The 16,972-nt window shown below is 72.5% G+C and carries 17 protein-coding genes; 12 read left to right on the forward strand and 5 right to left on the reverse strand.

What is annotated here, in order from left to right:
* Nucleotides 1–5 precede the first annotated feature (5 nt).
* The 5 genes from polX to J4709_RS33750 all read right to left on the reverse strand — a co-directional run bounded on the left by polX (nt 6) and on the right by J4709_RS33750 (nt 5,501).
* Entirely contained in the window at nt 6–1,724 is a 1,719-nt protein-coding gene (polX, locus tag J4709_RS33730) for a DNA polymerase/3'-5' exonuclease PolX (protein WP_208246908.1), read from the reverse strand.
* A gap of 118 nt (nt 1,725–1,842) precedes the next feature.
* Nucleotides 1,843–2,682 (reverse strand): proteasome subunit beta, encoded by an 840-nt coding sequence (gene prcB, locus J4709_RS33735; RefSeq protein ID WP_307801768.1) that lies wholly within the window; start codon nt 2,680–2,682, stop codon nt 1,843–1,845.
* A 153-nt stretch (nt 2,683–2,835) separates the two neighbouring features.
* Entirely contained in the window at nt 2,836–3,771 is a 936-nt protein-coding gene (locus J4709_RS33740; protein ID WP_232384430.1) for an EamA family transporter, read from the reverse strand.
* A 3-nt stretch (nt 3,772–3,774) separates the two neighbouring features.
* Nucleotides 3,775–4,578, reverse strand: coding sequence for an ABC transporter permease (locus J4709_RS33745; protein WP_208246912.1), 804 nt, complete (start codon nt 4,576–4,578; stop codon nt 3,775–3,777).
* Nucleotides 4,575–5,501 carry an ABC transporter ATP-binding protein gene (locus J4709_RS33750; protein ID WP_208246914.1) on the reverse strand — a complete coding sequence of 309 codons (927 nt, stop codon included), beginning with the start codon at nt 5,499–5,501 and terminating at the stop codon, nt 4,575–4,577. The genes J4709_RS33745 and J4709_RS33750 overlap by 4 nt, the downstream gene beginning before the upstream one ends.
* Nucleotides 5,502–5,705: 204 nt before the next feature.
* On the opposite strand from J4709_RS33750, the gene argF reads away from it, so the two are divergent.
* The 12 genes from argF (at nt 5,706) to J4709_RS33810 (ending at nt 16,912) form a co-directional block, all read left to right on the forward strand.
* A complete protein-coding gene (gene argF / locus J4709_RS33755; protein WP_208246916.1) occupies nt 5,706–6,707 on the forward strand; it encodes an ornithine carbamoyltransferase in 1,002 nt (333 codons plus the stop codon).
* Between the two features lie 34 nt (nt 6,708–6,741).
* Complete coding sequence (gene arcC / locus J4709_RS33760; protein WP_208246918.1) at nt 6,742–7,677, forward strand: carbamate kinase; 936 nt, start codon at nt 6,742–6,744, stop codon at nt 7,675–7,677.
* 63 nt (nt 7,678–7,740) lie between these two features.
* Nucleotides 7,741–9,219, forward strand: coding sequence for an amino acid permease (locus J4709_RS33765; RefSeq protein ID WP_307801788.1), 1,479 nt, complete (start codon nt 7,741–7,743; stop codon nt 9,217–9,219).
* On the forward strand, nt 9,216–10,196 hold the full coding sequence (locus J4709_RS33770; protein WP_208246919.1) for a universal stress protein: 981 nt from the start codon (nt 9,216–9,218) through the stop codon (nt 10,194–10,196). The genes J4709_RS33765 and J4709_RS33770 overlap by 4 nt, the downstream gene beginning before the upstream one ends.
* A 131-nt stretch (nt 10,197–10,327) precedes the next feature.
* Entirely contained in the window at nt 10,328–11,104 is a 777-nt protein-coding gene (locus J4709_RS33775) for a helix-turn-helix transcriptional regulator (protein ID WP_208247046.1), read from the forward strand.
* Nucleotides 11,101–12,510, forward strand: coding sequence for a Fe-S cluster assembly protein SufB (gene sufB / locus J4709_RS33780; RefSeq protein ID WP_208246921.1), 1,410 nt, complete (start codon nt 11,101–11,103; stop codon nt 12,508–12,510). Before J4709_RS33775 ends, sufB begins: the two co-directional genes overlap by 4 nt.
* Complete coding sequence (gene sufD, locus J4709_RS33785; protein WP_208246923.1) at nt 12,510–13,652, forward strand: Fe-S cluster assembly protein SufD; 1,143 nt, start codon at nt 12,510–12,512, stop codon at nt 13,650–13,652. Before sufB ends, sufD begins: the two co-directional genes overlap by 1 nt.
* Complete coding sequence (locus tag J4709_RS33790; protein ID WP_208246925.1) at nt 13,649–13,966, forward strand: bifunctional 3-phenylpropionate/cinnamic acid dioxygenase ferredoxin subunit; 318 nt, start codon at nt 13,649–13,651, stop codon at nt 13,964–13,966. Before sufD ends, J4709_RS33790 begins: the two co-directional genes overlap by 4 nt.
* A 15-nt stretch (nt 13,967–13,981) precedes the next feature.
* Nucleotides 13,982–14,749 (forward strand): Fe-S cluster assembly ATPase SufC, encoded by a 768-nt coding sequence (gene sufC / locus J4709_RS33795; protein WP_208246927.1) that lies wholly within the window; start codon nt 13,982–13,984, stop codon nt 14,747–14,749.
* Nucleotides 14,746–16,029 carry a cysteine desulfurase gene (locus J4709_RS33800; protein ID WP_208246930.1) on the forward strand — a complete coding sequence of 428 codons (1,284 nt, stop codon included), beginning with the start codon at nt 14,746–14,748 and terminating at the stop codon, nt 16,027–16,029. Before sufC ends, J4709_RS33800 begins: the two co-directional genes overlap by 4 nt.
* A gap of 62 nt (nt 16,030–16,091) precedes the next feature.
* Nucleotides 16,092–16,550, forward strand: coding sequence for a Fe-S cluster assembly sulfur transfer protein SufU (gene sufU / locus J4709_RS33805; protein WP_208246932.1), 459 nt, complete (start codon nt 16,092–16,094; stop codon nt 16,548–16,550).
* On the forward strand, nt 16,547–16,912 hold the full coding sequence (locus tag J4709_RS33810; RefSeq protein ID WP_208246934.1) for a metal-sulfur cluster assembly factor: 366 nt from the start codon (nt 16,547–16,549) through the stop codon (nt 16,910–16,912). Before sufU ends, J4709_RS33810 begins: the two co-directional genes overlap by 4 nt.
* Nucleotides 16,913–16,972: the final 60 nt, after the last annotated feature.

Raw genomic sequence — 16,972 nt, forward strand, 5'->3', positions numbered from 1 at the left:
CCCGCTCAGCCCTTGCCGAGGAACGCGCGCAGGCGGTCCAGCGGCCAGGTGTTGATCACGTCGTCGGGCGTCAGCCAGCCCCGCTGGGCCGTCCCGACCCCGTAGCGGATGTTGCGGTGGTGCCCTATCGAGTGCGCGTCGGTGTCGATGGAGAACCGCACGCCGAACCGCTTGGCGCGGCGGATCAGGTCGGCGGGCAGGTCGAGCCGGTCGGGGAACGAGTCGATCTCCATCGCCGTGCCGGTGCGGGCCGCGGCGCGGAACACCTCGTCCCAGTCGGCGTTCACCGGCGGGCGGCGGCCGATGCTGCGCGCCGTCGGATGCCCGATCACGTGGACGTGCGGGTTCTCGCACGCCCGGACGAGCCGCCGCGTCATGTCCGCCTCGTCCTGCGTGAAGTGCGAGTGGACGGACGCCACGCACACGTCGAACTCCGCGAGGAAATCGGCGTCCCAGTCGACCTCGCCGTCGGGGTCGATGTTCAGCTCGGTGCCGTGCAGCAGCACCAGGTTCGGGTACTGCTTCTGCAGCTCGCGGACCCGCTCGCGCTGGGCGAGCATCTTCTCGTCCGTCATGCGCTGCATGAACAGGTTCGGCGCGTGGTCGGTGATCGCGTAGTACTCCAGGCCCCGGTCGGCGGCTGCGGCGACCATGTCCTCCAGGGACGCGATGCCGTCGGTGAGGTCGGTGTGGCTGTGCAGGTCGCCGCGCAGGTCCTCGACGGTGACCAGGGCGGGCAGCTCGCCCTTCAGCGCCGCCTCGATCTCCCCGGTGTCCTCGCGGAGCGCCGGATGGATCCAGGGCAGGCCGAGCCGGTCGTAGACCTCGTCCTCGGTCCTGGACACGATCAGGTCGCCGGAGTCGGCGTCGAACAGGCCGTACTCCGACAGCTTCAGCCCCGCCTTCACCGCGATCTCGCGGGTGCGGATGTTGTGCGCCTGCGAGCCGGTGAAGTACTGCATCGCCGCGCCCCACGCCTCCGGCGGGACGACCCGCAGGTCGACCTGCAGGCCCCGGTCGGTGCGGATCGAGGTCTTCTTGTCGCCGCCGACGACCACCTCCGCGACGATCGGCAGCGCGACGAACGCCTCCATGATCGGATGCGGGTCGGTGGACGCGGCGAGCACGTCGACGTCGCCGATCGTCTCGCGCATCCGGCGCAGCGACCCGGCGTGCGCGCACCGCTCGACCTGCGGCAGCGCCGACAGCGCCGCGACGATCTCGTCGGCGACGCCCGCCGCGGCGTCCACCAGGACCCGCTCGCCGGAGCTGCGCATCAGCTCGATGCCGCGCAGGATGTTCTCCTCGGTCTTGGCGCCGAAGCCCTTCAGCCCGCGCAGCCGGCCCGCCTCGATGGCCTCGGCCAGCTCGTCGACCGAGGAGATGCCGAGCTCCTCGTAGACGGCCAGGGCCTTCTTCGGGCCGAGCGTCGGGATCGCGGTGAGGGCGCGGACGCCCGCCGGGATCTGCGCGCGCAGCTCCTCGACCTGCCGGATCGTGCCGGTGGTGGTGTAGTCGAGGACCTTCTTGGCGATCGCGTCGCCGACCGTCGGGATCTTGCGCAGCCCGGCCAGGTCGAGCCCGGAGATGTCGTCGGGGTGGCCCGCGATCGCCCGTGCGGCCTTCTCGTACGCCCGGATCTTGAAGGCGTCGCCGCCGGTGATGGAGAGCAGGTCGGCCAGTTCCTGGATGAGGGCGGCGGCCTCATCGTTCGCGCGTGCCATACGCCGAGTCTAGGAGCCGGGTACGACGTTTCCGGAGATCGCCCCGGGTTCCCCGGAGATCGGCGGGGGCCGCGGCGCCGGTCCGGCGCCGCGGCCCCCGCCGCCGTCACCGAGCCGGTCAGCGCAGCGGCGCGACCGGGCCGTTCGGGTGGCGCATCCGGCCCTCCAGCACCTCGGCGGCGATCGCGGAGACCTCCTCCTCGGGCAGCTGCCGGTAGCCGTCCGCGGTGACGGCCGCGACCGTCGGGTAGATCCGCCGGGACGGGTCGGGCCCGCCGGTGGCGGTGTCGTCGTCGGCCGCGTCGTACAGGGCCTGGACGCACACCGTCGCCGCGTCCTCGACCGACAGGTCGGGCCGGTACAGCTTCTTCAGCGCGCCCAGCGCGTAGGGGGAGCCGGAGCCGTCCGCGTGGTAGTCGCGGGCGAGCTGCGGGGCGCCGGTGATGTCGTAGGTGTAGATCCGGGCGTCGTCGGCGTCGGGGTCGTACCCGGCGAACAGCGGGACGACCGCGAGGCCCTGGAGGGCCTGGGCGAGGTTGGCCTGGATGACGGCGCCGAGCCGGCGGGCCTTGCCCGGCAGCGACAGCGGGACCGTCTCCATCTTCTCGTAGTGCTCCAGCTCCACCTGGAACAGCCGGACCATCTCCAGGGCGAGCCCGACGGTCCCGGCGAACGCCACCGCGGAGTACTCGTCGGCGCGCTGGACCTTGTCCAGCTCCCGGTAGGCGATCCGGTTGCCCTGGGTGGCGCGGCGGTCGCCCGCCATCATGACGCCGCCCGGGATCGTCAGCGCCAGCACGGTGGTGCCGTGCGGCAGCGCGGGGACGGTCCCGGCGTCCGGCACCCGGTTGACGGGCAGCAGGTCGGGCGAGTGCTGGCGCAGGAAGTCGACGAACGACGCGGGCCCCGCCTCGAAGAACTCCGGCGGCAGTCCCTGGTCATCGGTCCGGCCGGTCACGGCGGCTCCTCTCTGCTGGGGTGGTGCTGCTCGGGTGCTCCTGCGGTGATCCTTCCACCGATCCTGCCATGCCCGCCCGCCCGGCGCGCTCGTCCTGCCCATGCCCCGCCGCGGCGGATCCGATTCGTCCGGGCGGCCGCCGGGGCGCGGGCGTCACGCCTCGGGCGCCTCCGGCGGGTTCTTCCGGCTGCGCGTGGCGCCCGCGCAGGCGACGATGACGCAGCCGATCGCGATCCACTGCCGTCCGGAGAGGACCTCGCCGAGGACGAGCACCCCCACCAGCGCGGCGACGGCGGGCTCCAGGCTCATCAGGATGCCGAACACCTGGGCGGGCACCCGCCGCAGCGCCTCCAGCTCCAGCGAGTAGGGGATGACCGACGACAGCAGGCCGACGCCGAGGCCGATCAGCAGCAGCCACGGGTCGAACACGGCGCCGCCGCCGGCGGCGATGCCGCCGGGCAGCATGACCACGGTGCCGATGATGCTGGCGAGGGCGAGGCCGGTGGTGCCGGGGAACCGCCGGCCGGTGGCGGCGGTGAGCAGGATGTAGCAGGCCCAGCCGATCGCGGCGACCAGCGCGAACGCGATCCCGGCGAGGTTGACGTCGCCGCCGCCGCGGGCGAGCATCACCACGCCCGCGCCCGCCAGCGCGACCCACAGCAGGTCCCGCGGGCGCCGGGAGCCGACGATCGCGACCGACAGCGGCCCGAGGAACTCGATGGTCACCGCCACACCGAGGGGGATCCGCGACAGCGCCTGGTAGAACGCGAAGTTCATGGCGGCCAGCGCGATGCCGTAGCCGGCGACGACGGCCAGGCTCGTCCAGGAGTGGTCCCGGACGATCGTGCGCAACCCCTTGCGGGCGAGGAAGCCCAGCACCAGCGCGGACGCCAGCAGCCGGATCGACACCACCGACGTCGGCGGCAGCCGCTCGAACAGGTGCTTGGCCAGGCCCGCGCCGACCTGCACGGACACGATGCCGAGCAGGATCATGGCGGGCGGCGGCACCGACCCGAGCGAGAGCGGCCGGGCGCGGCCGGGCGCCCGGGTCGCGCCGCCGACGGAACCGGGCGCATCAGCGAGTGCCAACGATCACTCCCAGCGGAAGAAGCGGGCGGCGAGGGCGAGACCGGCGGCGGCCCACACCGCGAGGACCAGCAGCGGCTTGCCGGGGAACGCCGCGCCGTGCTGCAGCACCTGGCGCAGCCCGTCGGCGAGCGCCGAGATCGGCAGCAGCTCCAGCACGTCCCGGACGGCGCCCGGGAACTTGTCGAGCGGGAACACCACGCCGCCGACGGCCAGCAGCAGGATGTAGACCAGGTTCGCGGCGGCGAGGGTGGCCTCGGCGCGCAGCGTCCCGGCCATCAGCAGCCCGAACCCGCTGAACGCGGCGGTGCCGAGCAGCAGCAGGACGATCACCGACACGGGGTCGCCGTGCGGGTGCCAGCCGAGCGCCAGCGCGACCGCGCACACCACGACCGCCTGCAGGATCTCGACCGCGACCACCGACAGGGTCTTGGCGGCGATCAGCCCGCCGCGCGGCAGCGGCGTGGCGCCGAGCCGCTTGAGCACGCCGTAGCGGCGCTCGAAGCCGGTGCCGATCGCCTGCCCGGTGAACGCCGTGGACATCACCGCGAGCGCGAGGATGCCGGGGGCGAGGAAGTCGACGCGGCGGCCGGAGCCGAGGTCCAGCAGCGAGGTGGCGCTGAACAGCGTCAGCAGCACCACCGGGATGATCAGGGTGAGCAGCAGCTGCTCGCCGTTGCGCACCACGGCCCGGAACTCGTAGCCCGCCTGCGACATGATCATCCGTGGCAGCGGGACGGCGCCCGGCGCGGGCGACAGGTCCAGCGCGGCCGGCGCGGCCGCGGGCGTCGCCGCCGGTGTGGTGGTCATGAGCGCAGCTCCCGTCCGGTCAGTTCGAGGAAGACGTCCTCCAGCGTGCGGCGCTCGATCCGCAGGTCCTCGGTCATCACGCCGTGCGAGGCGCACCAGGCGGTGACGGTGGCGAGCAGCTCGGGCCGGACGTCGGCCTCGATCAGGTAGTGCCCGGCGGGCGACTCCTTGGCGGCGCTGCCGGCGGGCAGCGCCGACAGCAGCTCCTCCAGCCCGAGGCCGGGCCGGGCGCGGAAGCGCAGCTGCCGCTCGGCGCCGGTCAGCTCCGGGGGGCTGCCCTCGGCCACGACCTTGCCGTGGTCGACGATCACGACCCGGTCGGCGAGCCGCTCGGCCTCCTCCATGTTGTGCGTGGTGAGCACGACGGAGACGCCGGCGGTGCGCAGCTCCTCGATGAGCTCCCAGGTGGCGTGGCGCGCCTGCGGGTCGAGGCCGGTGGTGGGCTCGTCGAGGAAGACCAGCTCCGGCCGTCCGACCACGGCGACCGCGAGCGACAGCCGCTGCTGCTGGCCGCCCGACATGCGGCGGAACGGGGTGCGGGCGTGCTCGGTGAGGCCGAGCCGCTCCAGCAGCGCCGCCGGGTCGAGCGGCGTGGCGTGGAACGAGGCGACCAGCCGCAGGAACTCGCCGCCCTTGGCGGTGCCGGGCACGCCGCCGGACTGCGGCATCACCCCGACGCGGGGCTTGAGCGCCCGCGCGTCGGCGGCCGGGTCCAGGCCGAGGACGCGGACGGTGCCCGCGTCGGCGCGGCGGAATCCCTCGCAGATCTCGATCGTGGTGGTCTTGCCCGCGCCGTTGGGGCCGAGCAGGGCGGTGACGGCGCCCCGGGCGGCGCCGAACGACAGGCCGTCCACGGCCGTCGCCGTGCCATAGCGCTTGACGAGCGCGTGCAGCTCGACGGCGCCGTCTCCGGGGGTTGTCATGGCATTGAGTTTAGGTCCGCTCCCCGAGGGCTCCGCGCCGGGTGCCGCCGGTGCGGCGGGTGAAGGCCGGGTAAAAGCGCGGAGCGCGGTCGGCGGGCCCCGGCCGGGTCTGGTTTCGCCTCCCGGGGCGGAGGGAAGCTCTCGGCCTGTCACCGGGGGCGGGCCGGTGGCCTGACGGCATGCCGAACGGGAGACCGGGGACCGATGGCCTACAACCTGCGCGGGCGCAGCTTCATCCGCGAGCTGGACCTCGACCCGAAGGAGTTCGGCTTCCTCATCGACCTGGCGGCGGAGCTGAAGGCCGCCAAGTACAGCGGGACCGAGCGGCGCCGCCTGGAGGGCCGCAACATCGCGCTGATCTTCGAGAAGACCTCGACCCGGACGCGCTGCGCGTTCGAGGTCGCCGCGCACGACCAGGGCGCCCACACGACCTACCTGGACCCGTCCGGGTCCCAGATCGGGCACAAGGAGTCGATGAAGGACACCGCCCGCGTGCTGGGCCGGATGTTCGACGGCATCGAGTACCGGGGCTCCCGGCAGCGGTACGTGGAGGAGCTGGCCGAGTACGCGGGCGTCCCGGTGTGGAACGGGCTGACCGACGAGTGGCATCCGACGCAGATGCTCGCCGACATGCTCACCATGCGCGAGCACAGCGACAAGCCCCTGCACGACGTCACCTACGCCTACCTGGGCGACGCCCGCAACAACATGGGGCACTCGTACGTGGCCGCGGGGGCGCTGCTGGGCATGGACGTCCGGATCGTCGCGCCGAGGGCGCTGTGGCCTGACGAGGAGACGGTCGTCAAGCCCGCCAACGCGGTCGCCGCGCGGACCGGCGCGGAGATCACCATCACCGAGGACGTGGCGCAGGGGGTGCGCGGCGCCGACTTCGTCCTCACCGACGTGTGGGTGTCGATGGGCGAGCCCGCCGAGGTCTGGGACGAGCGCATCGCGCTGCTGCGGCCCTACCAGGTGAACGCGGAGGTCATGCGCGCGACGGGCAACCCGGACGCGAGGTTCATGCACTGCCTGCCCGCCTTCCACAACCGGGAGCCCGCGGTCGGGGAGGAGATCCACCGCAGGAGCGGCCTGGAGGCGCTGGAGGTCACCGAGGAGGTGTTCGAGTCGGACGCCTCGATCGTGTTCGACGAGGCCGAGAACCGGATGCACACGATCAAGGCCGTGCTGGTCGCGACGCTCGGCTGAGCGGTCGCACCGGGGCCGCGGGGGGAGGGGGGACATGCGCGTCGTCGTCGCGCTCGGTGGGAACGCGCTGGTCAAGCGCGGTGAGACGCCCGACGCGGAGCTCCAGCGGGCGAACGTTGACCGGGCCGTCCGGGCGCTCGCGCCGCTCGCCGAGAAGCACGAGCTGATCGTCACGCACGGCAACGGCCCGCAGGTCGGGGTGCTGGCTTTGGAGAGCCAGAACGACGCCCGGCTGACCCGGCCCTACCCGCTGGACACGATCGGCGCCGAGACGCAGGGGATGATCGGGTACTGGCTGCTGCAGGCGCTGCAGAACGCGCTGCCCGGCCGCCAGGTGATGGCGATGGTCAACCAGACCCTGGTGTCCGCGGTCGACCCGGCGTTCCAGAACCCGACCAAGTTCGTCGGGCAGGTGTACGAGCGCGAGGAGGCGGAGCGGCTGGCCGCCGAGTACGGCTGGACGGTCCGCCCGGACGGGGACCGCTGGCGCCGCGTGGTGCCCTCGCCGAAGCCGCAGCGGGTGATCGAGACGCGGCTGATCCGGGAGCTGGTGCGGGCCGGAACGGTCGTGGTGTGCGCGGGCGGCGGCGGCATCCCGGTGTTCCGTAACGACGTCGGCCGGCTGGAGGGCGTCGAGGCGGTGATCGACAAGGACTGCACCGCGTCGGTGCTGGCCGAGACGCTGGACGCGGACGCGCTGCTGATCCTGACCGACGTCCCGAACGTCATGCGCGGCTACGGGACCGGCCGGGAGGAGGCGATCACCCACACCACCCCGTTCGAGCTGCGCGGCGAGGCGTTCCCGGACGGGTCGATGGGCCCGAAGGTCGCCGCCGTCACCGGGTTCGTGGAGCGGACCGGCGACATGGCCGCGATCGGGCTGCTGGACGAGTGCGTCGAGATCCTCGCGGGCACCGCCGGCACGATCGTGACGCCGAACGCGACCTGGCCGCTGGCGAGCACGCTGTGAGCGCCGTGGGAGCGGGCCTTTGAGCGCGCCGCCGCGTCGGGCTTCGAACGCGCCGCCGTGCGGGTGCCGGAGCGCTCGGTGACGGCCGGGGCGGGCGGCCGGTCGTTCGCGCGGACGCTGCTGCGGACCAAGCCGGTCGACCGGATCGTCGCCGAGGGCGGGCACGGCGAGGGCGGCGAGCTGAAGCGCTCGATGAGCCTGCTCCAGCTCACCCTGTTCAGCGTGGGCGCCACGCTCGGCACCGGGATCTTCGTCGTGCTGGGGGAGGCGGTGCCGCTGGCGGGTCCGGCGGTGGTGCTGTCGTTCGTGCTCGCGGCGGTCACGGCGCTGTTCTCCGCGCTGTCCTACGCCGAGCTGGCCGGGACGATCCCGGTGTCGGGCTCCTCGTACTCCTACGCCTACGCGACGCTCGGCGAGCTGGTGGCGTGGGTGTGCGGGTGGTGCCTGCTGCTGGAGTACGCGGTCTCGGTGTCGGCCGTCGCGGTCGGCTGGGGCTCCTACCTCAACGAGTTCTTCGACAAGGCGGTCGGCGGCACGATGCCCGCCGCGATCAGCAACCCGCCGGGGTCCGGCGGGCTCGTCAACGTGCCCGCCGTCGTCGTGGTGGTGATCGCGGCGCTCCTGCTGCTGCGCGGCACGTCCGAGAGCGCTCGTGCCAACACGGTCATGGTGTTCCTGAAGATCGCGGTGCTGCTGTTCTTCTGCGCCGTCGCGTTCACCGCGTTCCGCTCGGGGAACCTGCGGCCGTTCGCGCCGATGGGCTGGGCGGGGATCAGCGCGGCCGGGTCCAAGGTGTTCTTCTCCTACATCGGGTTCGACGCCGCGTCCACGGCCGGCGAGGAGGCCCGCAACCCGCGCCGGGACCTGCCCCTGGCGATCGTGCTGTCGCTGGCGATCGTGACGGCGGTGTACGTGCTGGTCGGGCTCGCCGCCGTCGGCGCGATGCACTGGACGCGGTTCTCGCTGAGCGGCTCGGAGGCGTCGCTGGCCCTGGTGCTGGACCGGGCGACCGGGCGGGCCTGGCCGTCGATGATCCTGTCCCTCGGGGCGGTGGTCGCCATCGCCAGCGTCGTCCTCACGGTCATGTACGGGCAGACCCGCATCCTGTTCGCGATGTCGCGGGACGGCCTCGTCCCGCACGTGTTCCAGCGGGTGAGCCCGGGCCGGGCGGTGCCGGTGGCCAACACCGTCATCGTCGCGGCGTTCATCGGCGTCCTCGCCGCCGTCGTCCCGCTGGGCCGGCTGGTCGACGCCACGAGCATCGGCACGCTGTTCGCGTTCGCGCTGGTGAGTGTGGGCGTCATCGTGCTGCGCCGCACCAGGCCGGAACTGCCGCGCAGCTTCCGCACGCCGTTCTATCCGCTGACCCCGCTGATCGGCGTCGCGCTCTGCGTGTACCTGATGGTCGGGCTGGGCAGCGTGACCTGGATCGTGTTCGCGCTGTGGACCCTGGTCGGGCTCCTCGCCTACTTCCTGTACGGGCGCCGCCATTCGCACCTGGCGGCCGAGCCGCCCGGCGGTCCGGGGGAGGAGCCGCGATGAGCGAGGCGGGCGGACGGGAGCCGCGGGTCGCGCGCGTCCTGGCCGGATACTCGCCGGACGAGCGGGGCGACGACGCGCTGGCGCTCGCCGCACTGGTCCTGCGGGGGGTGACGGCGCCGCGCACCGTGGCGGACGTGCGGCTGACCGTCGCGAACGTGCATCCGCCCGCCTGGCCCGCGCGGGGGCCCGGCTCGGTCGACGCCGAATGGGTCGGCTACCTGAAGGACCGGGCGGGGGACGCACTGGAGCGGGCCGCCGGGCGGCTGGCGGAGCTGAACGTCGCGGAGCGGCGCCTGGACCTGCGGGTGCACGCGCACCGGGGCAGCGGGCGCGGGCTGATCGAGGTGGCCGCCGAGACCGGCGCGGACGTGATCGTGATCGGCTCGGCGCCGCGCGGCCGGCGCGGGCGCGTCGCGATCGGCAGCACCGCCGACCAGCTCCTGCACGGCTCTCCGGTGCCGGTGCTGCTGGCGCCGCGCGGGTACGCGGCCCGCGCCCCCGACCAGTTCGAGCGGCTCACCGTGGCGTACTGGAGGCGGCCGGACACCGACGGCCCGCTGGAGGCGGCCGCGCGGGCCGCCCGGGCGCTGGCGCTGCCGGTCCGGCTGGTGACGCTCGTCCTCAGGCCGCCGGGGCTCGCCGCCCGGTTCCGCAACGCCGACGACGTCATGGCGCGGCAGCTGGACCGGGCCGAGCGGGACCTCGCGCACGCCGCCGGGCGGCTCGCCGCCGCGGGCGACGGCCTGGCGGTCCGGACCGAGGCGGTGGCCGGGACGGGGACGGCCAAGGCGCTGGCCGCCGTCGATATGCTGCCGGGGGAGCTGCTGGCCTGCGCGTCCAGCCACGACGGCCCGCTGCGCAAGGTGTTCCTCGGCGAGGGCTCCGGCAAGATCGTCCGTGCGGCGCCGTGCCCGGTGCTGGTCCTGCCGCGCGGGGCGCGGGCGGTTTCGCAGACCGAGAACGCCCAGGTTAGGTAAGGCTAACCTGCGTGAGCCAGAACATTCTCGTTCCGGTGTTTCGAGGGAAGTAATTACGGCACACTGATGTTGTGAAAAACGTGAGCGAGGATCAGGCGACCCCGGAGAGCGCACCCGTGCGCCCTTCCGGCATGCCGCCTGCCGGCTCCCACACCGAGCGCGACACCCGCGCCCGGGTGGCCCGGCTGATCCTCGAGCACGGCCCGGTCACGGCGTCCACGCTGGGCGAGCGCATGGGCCTCACGCCCGCCGCGGTCCGCCGGCACCTGGACGCGCTGCTGGCCGAGGGCATGATCGAGATCCGCAAGGCGCGCACGCCGCAGACCCGCCGCGGCCGCGGCCGGCCCGCCAAGTGGTTCGCGATCACCGACGCGGGGCGCAACGCGTTCGTGCACGCCTACGACGACCTGGCGAGCAGCGCGCTGCGGTTCCTGGCCGAGACGGCCGGCGACCACGCGGTCGCCGAGTTCGCCCGCCGGCAGATCGCCGACCTCGAACGGCGCTACCGGCCCGTCGTGCAGGACGCGCCGCCGCAGCAGCGGGTCCGCACGCTCGCCGAGGCGCTGTCCGGCGACGGCTACGCGGCCGCCGCCGCCAAGGCGCCGCAGGGCGCCGGCGAGCAGCTGTGCCAGCACCACTGCCCGGTCGCGCACGTGGCGGCGGAGTTCCCGCAGCTGTGCGAGGCCGAGACCGAGGCGTTCAGCCGGCTGCTGGGCACCCCCGTCCAGCGGCTGGCCACCATCGCCCACGGCGACGGGATCTGCACCACCCACGTCAGCTCGCGCTCCCTGTGCGGGACCGAGCGGGCGGACGGTCCCGCCGCGAGCGTCGCCCCTGGCGGGGACGCGGGGGAGAGCTCCCCCGAACACACACTGACCGACGAGGAGTCCGGGAGGACGTCCCTATGACTACAGCCCACCCCGAGCTGGAGGGGCTCGACAGGTACAAGTTCGGCTGGGCCGACTCCGACGAGGCCGGGGCCTCGGCGCGGCGCGGCCTGAACGAGGACGTCGTCCGCGACATCTCGGGCAAGAAGAACGAGCCGGACTGGATGCTCGACCTGCGCCTCAAGGGGCTGCGGCTGTTCGACAAGAAGCCGATGCCCACCTGGGGCTCGGACCTGTCGGCCATCGACTTCGAGAACATCAAGTACTTCGTCCGCTCCACCGAGAAGCAGGCGGCGTCCTGGGAGGAACTCCCCGAGGACATCAAGAACACCTACGACAAGCTCGGCATCCCCGAGGCGGAGAAGCAGCGCCTCATCGCCGGCGTCGCGGCCCAGTACGAGTCGGAGGTCGTCTACCACAAGATCCGCGAGGACCTTGAGGAGAAGGGCGTCATCTTCGTCGACACCGACACCGGCCTGCGCGAGCACCCGGAGATCTTCCAGGAGTACTTCGGCTCCGTGATCCCGGTCGGCGACAACAAGTTCGCCGCGCTCAACACCGCCGTGTGGTCGGGCGGCTCGTTCATCTACGTGCCGCCGGGCGTGCACGTGGAGATCCCGCTGCAGGCCTACTTCCGGATCAACACCGAGAACATGGGCCAGTTCGAGCGGACGCTGATCATCGCCGACGAGGGCTCCTACGTCCACTACGTCGAGGGCTGCACCGCGCCGATCTACAAGTCGGACTCGCTGCACTCCGCCGTCGTCGAGATCGTCGTGAAGAAGGACGCCCGCGTCCGCTACACGACCATCCAGAACTGGTCGAACAACGTCTACAACCTGGTGACCAAGCGCGCCGTCGCCTACGAGGGCGCCACCATGGAGTGGGTCGACGGCAACATCGGCTCCAAGGTCACCATGAAGTACCCGGCGATCTACCTGCTCGGCGAGCACGCCAAGGGCGAGACCCTGTCGATCGCGTTCGCCGGCGAGGACCAGCACCAGGACGCCGGCGCCAAGATGGTGCACGCCGCGCCGAACACCTCCAGCAGCATCATCTCCAAGTCGGTGGCGCGCGGCGGCGGCCGCACGTCCTACCGCGGGCTGGTGCAGATCCAGGAGGGCGCCGAGCACAGCAAGTCCACCGTCAAGTGCGACGCGCTGCTGGTCGACCAGATCAGCCGGTCCGACACCTACCCCTACGTCGACGTCCGCGAGGACGACGTGGAGATGGGCCACGAGGCCACCGTCTCCAAGGTGTCGGAGGACCAGCTGTTCTACCTCATGAGCCGCGGCATGACCGAGGACGAGGCCATGGCGATGATCGTGCGCGGGTTCGTCGAGCCGATCGCGCGCGAGCTGCCGATGGAGTACGCCCTCGAGCTGAACCGGCTCATCGAGCTGCAGATGGAAGGGGCAGTCGGCTGATGGGGCTGGAGACCGGAAAGCCGCTCTCGACCCTGCACGAGAAGGCATCGTACGAGGTGGGCGACTTCGACGTGCCCACCGGCCGCGAGGAGGAGTGGCGGTTCACCCCGCTGCGCCGGCTGCGCGGCCTGCACAACGGCACCGCCGAGGCGAACGGCAAGGTCATCGCCGAGGTCGAGGCGGCGCCCGAGGTGCGCGTGGAGACCGTCGGCCGCGACGACGCCCGGCTCGGCAAGGCCTACGTGCCCGCCGACCGGGTCAGCGCCCAGGCGTGGACGTCGTTCACGCAGGCCACCGTCGTCACCGTGCCGAAGGAGGTCGTCGCCTCGGCGCCGACCGTCGTCCGGCTGCGCGGCGAGGACGCGTCGGCCGCCGCCTACGGGCACACCACCGTGATCCTGGAGCCGTTCGCCGAGGCGACCGTGGTGCTCGCGCACCGCGGCTCGGCGACCTACGCCGACAACGTCGAGTTCGTCGTCGGCGACGGCGCCCGCCTCTCGGTGATCAGCCTGCAGGACTGGGCGGACGACAGCGTGCACGTCTCGCACCAGCACGCGAAGCTGGGGCGCGACGCCCGGTTCGTCTCGCACAACGTCTCGCTCGGCGGCGACCTGGTGCGGATCTCCCCGTCCGTCGCCTACGACGGGCCCGGCGGCGACGCCGAGCTGTACGGGGTGTACTTCGTCGACGGCGGCCAGCACCTGGAGCACCGGCTGCTGATCGACCACACCGTGCCGAACTGCCGCAGCCGCGTCGACTACCGCGGCGCGCTGCAGGACCAGGACGCGCACGCCGTGTGGATCGGCGACGTGATCATCCGCGCGGAGGCGGAGGGCACCGACACCTACGAGCTGAACCGCAACCTCGTGCTGACCGACGGGACGCGGGTCGACTCGGTGCCGAACCTGGAGATCCTCACCGGCGAGGTCGCCGGCGCCGGGCACGCCTCGGCGTCCGGGCGGCTCGACGACGAGCACCTGTTCTACCTGCAGGCGCGCGGCATCACCTTCGACGAGGCGCGCCGCATGGTGGTGCGCGGCTACCTCGGCCAGCTGATCGAGCGGATCGAGGTCGCGGAGGTGCGTGAGAAGGTCGCCGAGGCGATCGAGGCCGAGCTGGACGTCCGGGCGGACGAGCGATGAGCTACGTGAAGGTGTGCGCGCTCGAGGAGATCCCCGACGACGGGGCGCTCGGCGTCGAGATCGGCGACACGCCGGTGGCGCTGGCGCGCACCGGCGGCGAGGTGTACGCCGTCAACGACATCTGCTCGCACGCCGAGGTCTCGCTGTCCGAGGGCGAGATCTACAACGGCACGATCGAGTGCTGGCTGCACGGGTCCTGCTTCGACCTGCGCACCGGCAAGCCCACCAACCCGCCGGCCACGCAGCCGGTCGCCACCTACAAGGTCAAGGTCGAGGACGGCGACGTCTACGTCTCGCTCGGCTCCGACGATTGAGGAACGACAACCATCATGGCCACGCTTGAGATCCGCGACCTCCACGTCTCCGTCTCCGACGGCTCCGACGGGACGAAGGAGATCCTGCGCGGGGTCGACCTGACCGTCAAGGCCGGCGAGACCCACGCGCTGATGGGGCCGAACGGCTCCGGCAAGTCCACCCTCGCCTACGCGATCGCCGGTCACCCCAAGTACGCGGTGACGTCCGGCACCGTGACGCTGGACGGCGAGGACGTGCTCGCGATGACGGTCGACGAGCGCGCCCGCGCCGGGCTGTTCCTGGCGATGCAGTACCCGGTCGAGGTGCCGGGCGTCTCGGTGTCGAACTTCCTGCGCTCGGCGGTCACCGCGGTGCGCGGGCAGGCGCCGAAGCTGCGCGAGTTCTCCAAGGAGATGAAGCAGGCGATGGACGAGCTGTCCATCGACCCGGCGTTCGCGCAGCGCAGCCTGAACGAGGGCTTCTCCGGCGGCGAGAAGAAGCGGCACGAGATCCTCCAGCTGGAGATGCTCAAGCCGAAGGTCGCCGTGCTGGACGAGACCGACTCCGGCCTGGACGTGGACGCGCTGAAGGTCGTCTCCGAGGGCGTCAACCGGTTCTCCGCCGCGGGCGAGACCGGCGTCCTGCTGATCACGCACTACACGCGGATCCTGCGGTACGTGAAGCCGGACTTCGTGCACGTGTTCGCCGCCGGCCGCGTCGTCGCCGAGGGCGGCCCGGAGCTGGCCGACCAGCTCGAGAACGAGGGCTACGAGAAGTACGTGAAGGCGGAGGCGACGGCATGACGCTTCTGTCCGAGGGGGCGCTGCTTCCCGAGGAGCTGAAGAAGGACTTCCCGCTGCTGCAGCGCACCGTCCGCGGCGGGCGCCCGCTGGTGTACCTCGACTCGGGCGCGACGTCGCAGAAGCCGACGCGGGTGCTGGACGCCGAGCGCGAGTTCTACGAGCGGCACAACGCGGCCCCGCACCGCGGCGCGCACCTGCTCGCCGAGGAGGCGACCGAGGCGTACGAGAACGCCCGCGCGTCGATCGCCCGGTTCATCGGCGCGACGCCCGGCGAGATCGTGTTCACCAAGAACGCCACCGAGGCCATCAACCTCGTGGCGTACGCGATGAGCAACGCCGCGACCGCCGGCCCCGAGGCCGAGCGGTTCAAGGTCGGCCCCGGTGACGAGATCGTCGTCTCGGAGATGGAGCACCACGCCAACCTCGTCCCGTGGCAGCAGCTCTGCCAGCGCACGGGCGCGACGCTGCGCTGGTTCGGCATCACCGACGAGGGCCGCCTCGACCTGGAGGACCTCGACGGGCTGGTCAACGAGCGCACCAAGATCGTCGCGCTGACGCACCAGTCGAACGTCCTCGGAACGGTCCCGCCGATCAAGAAGATCGCCGACCGGGCGCACGCCGTCGGCGCGCTCGTCCTGCTGGACGGCGCGCAGTCGGTCCCGCACCAGCCGGTCGACGTCGCCGAGCTCGGCGCCGACTTCCTGGCCTTCTCCGGGCACAAGATGTGCGGCCCGACCGGCATCGGCGTGCTGTGGGGCCGGACGGAGCTGCTCGAGGCGATGCCGCCGTTCATCACCGGCGGATCCATGATCGAGGTCGTCCGCATGGAGGCGACCACGTTCATGCCGCCGCCGCAGCGGTTCGAGGCCGGCGTCCCGATGACCGCGCAGGCCATCGGGCTCGGCGAGGCCTGCGACTACCTCGCCGAGATCGGCATGGACCGCGTGCACGCCCACGAGGAGGCGCTGGTCGCCCGCTCGCTGGAGCTGCTCGGCGAGATCCCCGGCGTCCGGATCATCGGCCCGGGCACCACCGAGGCGCGCGGCGGCGCGGTGTCGTTCACCGTCGAGGACATCCACCCCCACGACGTCGGGCAGGTCCTGGACGACCTCGGCGTCGAGGTGCGGGTCGGGCACCACTGCGCGTGGCCGATCTGCCGCCGCTTCGCCATCCCGGCGACCACCCGGGCGACGTTCTACCTCTACAACACCCCGGCGGACGTGGACGCGCTCGCCGACGGGGTGCGGCACGCGCAGAAGTTCTTCGGCACCGTGTCGTGACGGCCGCAGGAACAGCCGGCGCCGCGGCCCGGTTGTAGCGAGAAAGGCTTGGAAAGGACGCCATGCAGCTGGAGGCGATGTACCAGGAGGTCATCCTGGACCATTACCGCAACCCCCATCACAAGGGGCTGCGGGAGCCGTACGAGGGCGAGGCGCACCACGTCAACCCGACCTGCGGCGACGAGGTCACCCTCCGCGTCCATCTGGAGGGCGACGGCCAGGACGCCACCGTGGCGGACGTCTCCTACGACGCCATGGGCTGCTCGATCAGCCAGGCCAGCGCGTCGGTGATGTCCGACCTCATCATCGGCAAGTCGGTGAAGGAGGCGATGGCGGTCGGCGAGGAGTTCCTGGCGCTGATGCAGTCGCGCGGCCAGGACACCGAGCCGGACGAGGACGTCCTCGAGGACGCCGTCGCCTTCGCCGGGGTGTCGAAGTACCCCGCCAGGATCAAGTGCGCCCTGCTCGCCTGGATGGCGTGGAAGGACGCGACCGCCCGCGCACTCGGAGAGGCATCATGAGCGAGACCGCACCGGAGGAGACCCCGGCGACCCCCGCGACCGCCGCGGCGGCCGGCACCGTCCCGGACGAGGAGATCCTCGAGGCGCTGAGGGACGTCGTCGACCCCGAGCTCGGCATCAACGTGGTCGACCTCGGCCTGGTGTACGGGGTGAACCTGGCCGACGAGGTCGTCACCCTGGACATGACCCTCACCAGCGCCGCCTGCCCGCTCACGGACGTGATCGAGGACCAGGCGCACAGCGCGCTGGAGGGCCTGGTCAAGGACGTCAAGATCAACTGGGTCTGGCTGCCGCCGTGGGGCCCGGACAAGATCACCGAAGACGGCCGCGACCAGCTGCGCGCCCTCGGCTTCAACGTCTGACCCGCACCGCCGCGAGGCCGCGTCCCCACCCGGGCCGCGGCCTTTCGCGCGTCCGGAACG

Source organism: Actinomadura violacea (assembly GCF_017573465.1).
Classification (GTDB): Bacteria; Actinomycetota; Actinomycetes; order Streptosporangiales; family Streptosporangiaceae; genus Spirillospora; species Spirillospora violacea.

Bases quoted from the DNA above. Each gene is read 5' to 3' on its own strand.
- argF (WP_208246916.1), top strand. From the start codon at position 5,706: ATGGCCTACAACCTGCGCGGGCGCAGCTTCATCCGCGAGCTGGACCTC.
- J4709_RS33750 (WP_208246914.1), bottom strand. From the start codon at position 5,501: ATGACAACCCCCGGAGACGGCGCCGTCGAGCTGCACGCGCTCGTCAAG.
- J4709_RS33775 (WP_208247046.1), top strand. From the start codon at position 10,328: ATGCCGCCTGCCGGCTCCCACACCGAGCGCGACACCCGCGCCCGGGTG.
- J4709_RS33745 (WP_208246912.1), bottom strand. From the start codon at position 4,578: ATGACCACCACACCGGCGGCGACGCCCGCGGCCGCGCCGGCCGCGCTG.
- sufU (WP_208246932.1), top strand. From the start codon at position 16,092: ATGCAGCTGGAGGCGATGTACCAGGAGGTCATCCTGGACCATTACCGC.
- J4709_RS33770 (WP_208246919.1), top strand. From the start codon at position 9,216: ATGAGCGAGGCGGGCGGACGGGAGCCGCGGGTCGCGCGCGTCCTGGCC.
- sufC (WP_208246927.1), top strand. From the start codon at position 13,982: ATGGCCACGCTTGAGATCCGCGACCTCCACGTCTCCGTCTCCGACGGC.
- arcC (WP_208246918.1), top strand. From the start codon at position 6,742: ATGCGCGTCGTCGTCGCGCTCGGTGGGAACGCGCTGGTCAAGCGCGGT.
- sufB (WP_208246921.1), top strand. From the start codon at position 11,101: ATGACTACAGCCCACCCCGAGCTGGAGGGGCTCGACAGGTACAAGTTC.
- J4709_RS33800 (WP_208246930.1), top strand. From the start codon at position 14,746: ATGACGCTTCTGTCCGAGGGGGCGCTGCTTCCCGAGGAGCTGAAGAAG.
- polX (WP_208246908.1), bottom strand. From the start codon at position 1,724: ATGGCACGCGCGAACGATGAGGCCGCCGCCCTCATCCAGGAACTGGCC.
- J4709_RS33790 (WP_208246925.1), top strand. From the start codon at position 13,649: ATGAGCTACGTGAAGGTGTGCGCGCTCGAGGAGATCCCCGACGACGGG.
- sufD (WP_208246923.1), top strand. From the start codon at position 12,510: ATGGGGCTGGAGACCGGAAAGCCGCTCTCGACCCTGCACGAGAAGGCA.
- J4709_RS33810 (WP_208246934.1), top strand. From the start codon at position 16,547: ATGAGCGAGACCGCACCGGAGGAGACCCCGGCGACCCCCGCGACCGCC.